The 2,839-nt window shown below is 72.6% G+C and carries 4 protein-coding genes and 1 pseudogene; 4 read left to right on the top strand and 1 reads right to left on the bottom strand.

All coding sequences use genetic code 11. The features are described from left to right. Window positions 1-334: pseudogene (locus HUU96_RS14215) on the bottom strand (PAS domain-containing protein); the annotation flags it as partial. 97 nt (window positions 335-431) lie between these two features. Here HUU96_RS14215 and HUU96_RS14220 point away from each other — a divergent pair. The 4 genes from HUU96_RS14220 to HUU96_RS14235 form a co-directional block, all read left to right on the top strand. Further along, window positions 432-833, top strand: a complete 402-nt coding sequence (locus HUU96_RS14220; RefSeq protein ID WP_174293399.1) for a hypothetical protein — start codon at window positions 432-434, stop codon at window positions 831-833. A 2-nt stretch (window positions 834-835) separates the two neighbouring features. After that, window positions 836-1,102 carry an HPr-rel-A system PqqD family peptide chaperone gene (locus tag HUU96_RS14225; RefSeq protein WP_174293400.1) on the top strand — a complete coding sequence of 89 codons (267 nt, stop codon included), beginning with the start codon at window positions 836-838 and terminating at the stop codon, window positions 1,100-1,102. Further along, window positions 1,099-1,947 (top strand): HprK-related kinase A, encoded by an 849-nt coding sequence (locus HUU96_RS14230; protein ID WP_174293401.1) that lies wholly within the window; start codon window positions 1,099-1,101, stop codon window positions 1,945-1,947. Before HUU96_RS14225 ends, HUU96_RS14230 begins: the two co-directional genes overlap by 4 nt. Next, window positions 1,944-2,839: nucleotidyltransferase domain-containing protein (locus HUU96_RS14235; protein ID WP_174293402.1), on the top strand; the 896-nt coding region annotated here is incomplete at its 3' end. The genes HUU96_RS14230 and HUU96_RS14235, both read left to right, overlap by 4 nt.

The following is a 2,839-nucleotide window of genomic DNA, read 5'->3' on the forward strand; positions in this document are numbered from 1 at the left end:
CGGCGGCAGGGTGGCGGATTGCCAGCCTTGCGTCCTGGCCGACGATATGGCGACCGAGCAGCACCAGCGCGGCCTGATTGGCGATCGTCACCTGGCCGCCGTCGATCAGCAGCACCGGCTCCTCGATGCCGTCGAGCACCGCGTCGACCAGCGCGGCGGGGTCGGCGTCGCGGGCCGGCTCGGCAATTGCGACCGGCTCGGCGCGGGCGGCGAGCATCACCGCGATCAGGCCGCCCAGCCCGGCGATCGCCGCCGGTCGCCAGCCGTGAAGCCACAGCAGCACCCCAGCGGTGGCGACGAGGATCAGCAGCGGAAACAGGCGGGGGCGGGCCATGTGTGCCATTCTACGCCATCGGCGGCGACTTGCCACCGGCGGGGTGCTTGTCTCTCCGTGACGATTGTGAAAGGGCTGTGACGCTAGGGAGCCGTTGATGACCGACCTGCCACCCGACCAGCCCGATGAGGAGGGCGTGCCGACGCGTCGCCGCGTGCTGACGATCGGTGCGGTGACGGCCGCCGCGGTGGTGTCGATCCGACCGGCGCTGGCGCAAACCGCCGGATCGGTGATGCATTGCGAGATCCCGGTGCCCGACGCCGGCCATGCCGGCAGCGCCATCGCCGCCGACGGCAGCCTGGTGCCCGCCGGCACGCAAGGATCGTTCCCCAGCCCCGGCCGGCCGTTCCAGGGCGAGGAGGTCAAGCGCGCGCTTGCCGGCGGCCAGCTGCCCGGCACGACGTGGGAGAGCAACCGCGCCTATGTCGGCTATATCCGCCGGCTCCAGCGCGGGCAGAGCGGCTTTACCTGCTTCGCCTCGCTGCAGATGCCGCGCTAGGCGTGCGTTACCGGGCGGCGACGGCGCTGCTCGATGCTCCGCTCGATGCGTTTACCGCCGTATTCCATCGGGCGTCGGGTATCACTCATCTGCTGACCGAGCCTGCGCCGGAGATCCTGGCCGTATTAGCGGATGAGCCGCTGACCTTGCCGGCGCTGCTGGCGCGGCTGGCTGACCTCTACGACCTTGCCGACGCCGATCGTGCGGCGCTGGCGGCGCGGCTGGAGGAGCTGGTCGCGGCCGGGTTGGTCGAGGCGATCCCGGCGTGAAGCACCAGCTGGCGGTGCGGGTTGGGCCGGCGAAATTCCGCATCGGCTCGGCCTGGCGGGCGCCGATCGCGGCCCTGTCGGCGCTCTATGCCGATTACCCCCCCGTAACGACGGTGCCCGACTTCACCGTCCGGCTGGAGCCGACGCGGCCGTGGCGGCGCTGGCTGCGGCCGGCGGTGGCGATTGGCGGCGACTATCGCCTGCCCGAGGCGGCCCCGCTGCCGCTCGCCCAAGGGCTGCTCGCCGCCGAGATGGCGATGAACCTGCAGATGGCGCTTGGCTGGCGGCGGCACCTGCTGCTCCACGCCGGTGTCGTCGAACGCGACGGTCGCGCGCTGGTGCTGACCGGCGCGTCGGGATCGGGCAAGTCGACCTTGGCGGCGCTGCTGGCAAGGCAGGGCTGGCGGTTCCTGGGCGACGAGTTCGCGCTGCTCGATCCGGCGACCGGCACGCTGGCACCGTTTCCGCGCCCGGTCAGCCTGAAGAACGAGAGCATCGCGCTGTTCGACGGCGGGCACCGCTGGGGACCGCTGCTGCGCGGCACGCCCAAGGGCGACATCCGCCACCTCGTTCCCGACAGCGAGGCACTGGCGGCGATGGATCAGCCGGCGACGCCGGCGCTGATCGTCTTCCCCAGCTTCGGCTTCACGGAAGCGGTGCGCGCCGTGCCGCCAAGCGAAGCGTTCGTGCGGCTGACCCAGGCATCGACCAACTATACGGCATTGGGCGAGGCGGGGTTCGCGGCGCTGACCAGGCTGATCGGCGAGGTGCCGGCGGTCGCGGTCGACTATCCCGACACCGCGACCGCGCTGCGGCTGATCGACATGCTGTGGAGCGCGCAGTGACGCCGGCGCTGCGGCTGGTCCGCGCCTTGGCCGATCCGTCGAGCGTCGCCGGCGAGGTGGACTGGACCGCATTGCTGACGGTCGCGCGCGCGGAACTGCTGCTGGGGACGCTGGCCGTGCGCCTGGACGGACTGTCGCTGCCGGACGGGGTGGCGGCGATCCTGGCCGATGCTCGCGATCATGCCGAGCATGGCCGCCGCGCCGCCATGTGGGAGGCGGAGATGGCGCGCCGCGCGCTCGCCCCGCTGGGCTGCCCGGTGGTGCTGCTGAAGGGCACGGCGTTCGTTGCAGGCGGGCTGAAGGCGGGGCAGGGGCGGTCGATCGGCGACCTCGACATCCTCGTGCCCCAGGCGGCGCTGGGCGAGGTGGAGGCGGCGCTGCTCGCGGCGGGGTGGGAGTGGGTCAAGCCCGATCCCTATGACGACGCCTATTACCGCCGCTGGATGCACGAGCTGCCGCCGCTGATACACCGCGAGCGCGACCGGATAATCGACGTGCACCACACGATCCTGCCGCTGACCGCCCGGCGGCGGCCGGACGCGGCGGCGCTGGTGGGGGAGGCGGTGCCGCTGGGTCACGGCCTGTCGGTGCTGTCGCCGAACGACATGATCGTCCACGCCGCCGCGCATCTGCTGGCAGACGGCGACCTCGCGGGAGGGCTGCGCAACCTGTGGGACATCCACTGTCTGATCGAGGAGTTCGGCACCGACGGCCTCGCCGAGCGTGCCCGCCATCATGGCTTGTGGCGCGAGGTGTCGCGGGCGGCGCGGCTCGCGAACGACCTGTACGCGACACCGATCCCGGCGATCTGGCAGGCACGCAACCGCGCCGATCCGCTGTACCGCCGCCGGCTGCTGGCGCGCGACGGCTGGGGCCGCGCGACGCGGCCGGC

The sequence above is a fragment of the Sphingomonas bacterium genome, from assembly GCF_903644135.1.
Classification (GTDB): Bacteria; Pseudomonadota; Alphaproteobacteria; order Sphingomonadales; family Sphingomonadaceae; genus Sphingomonas.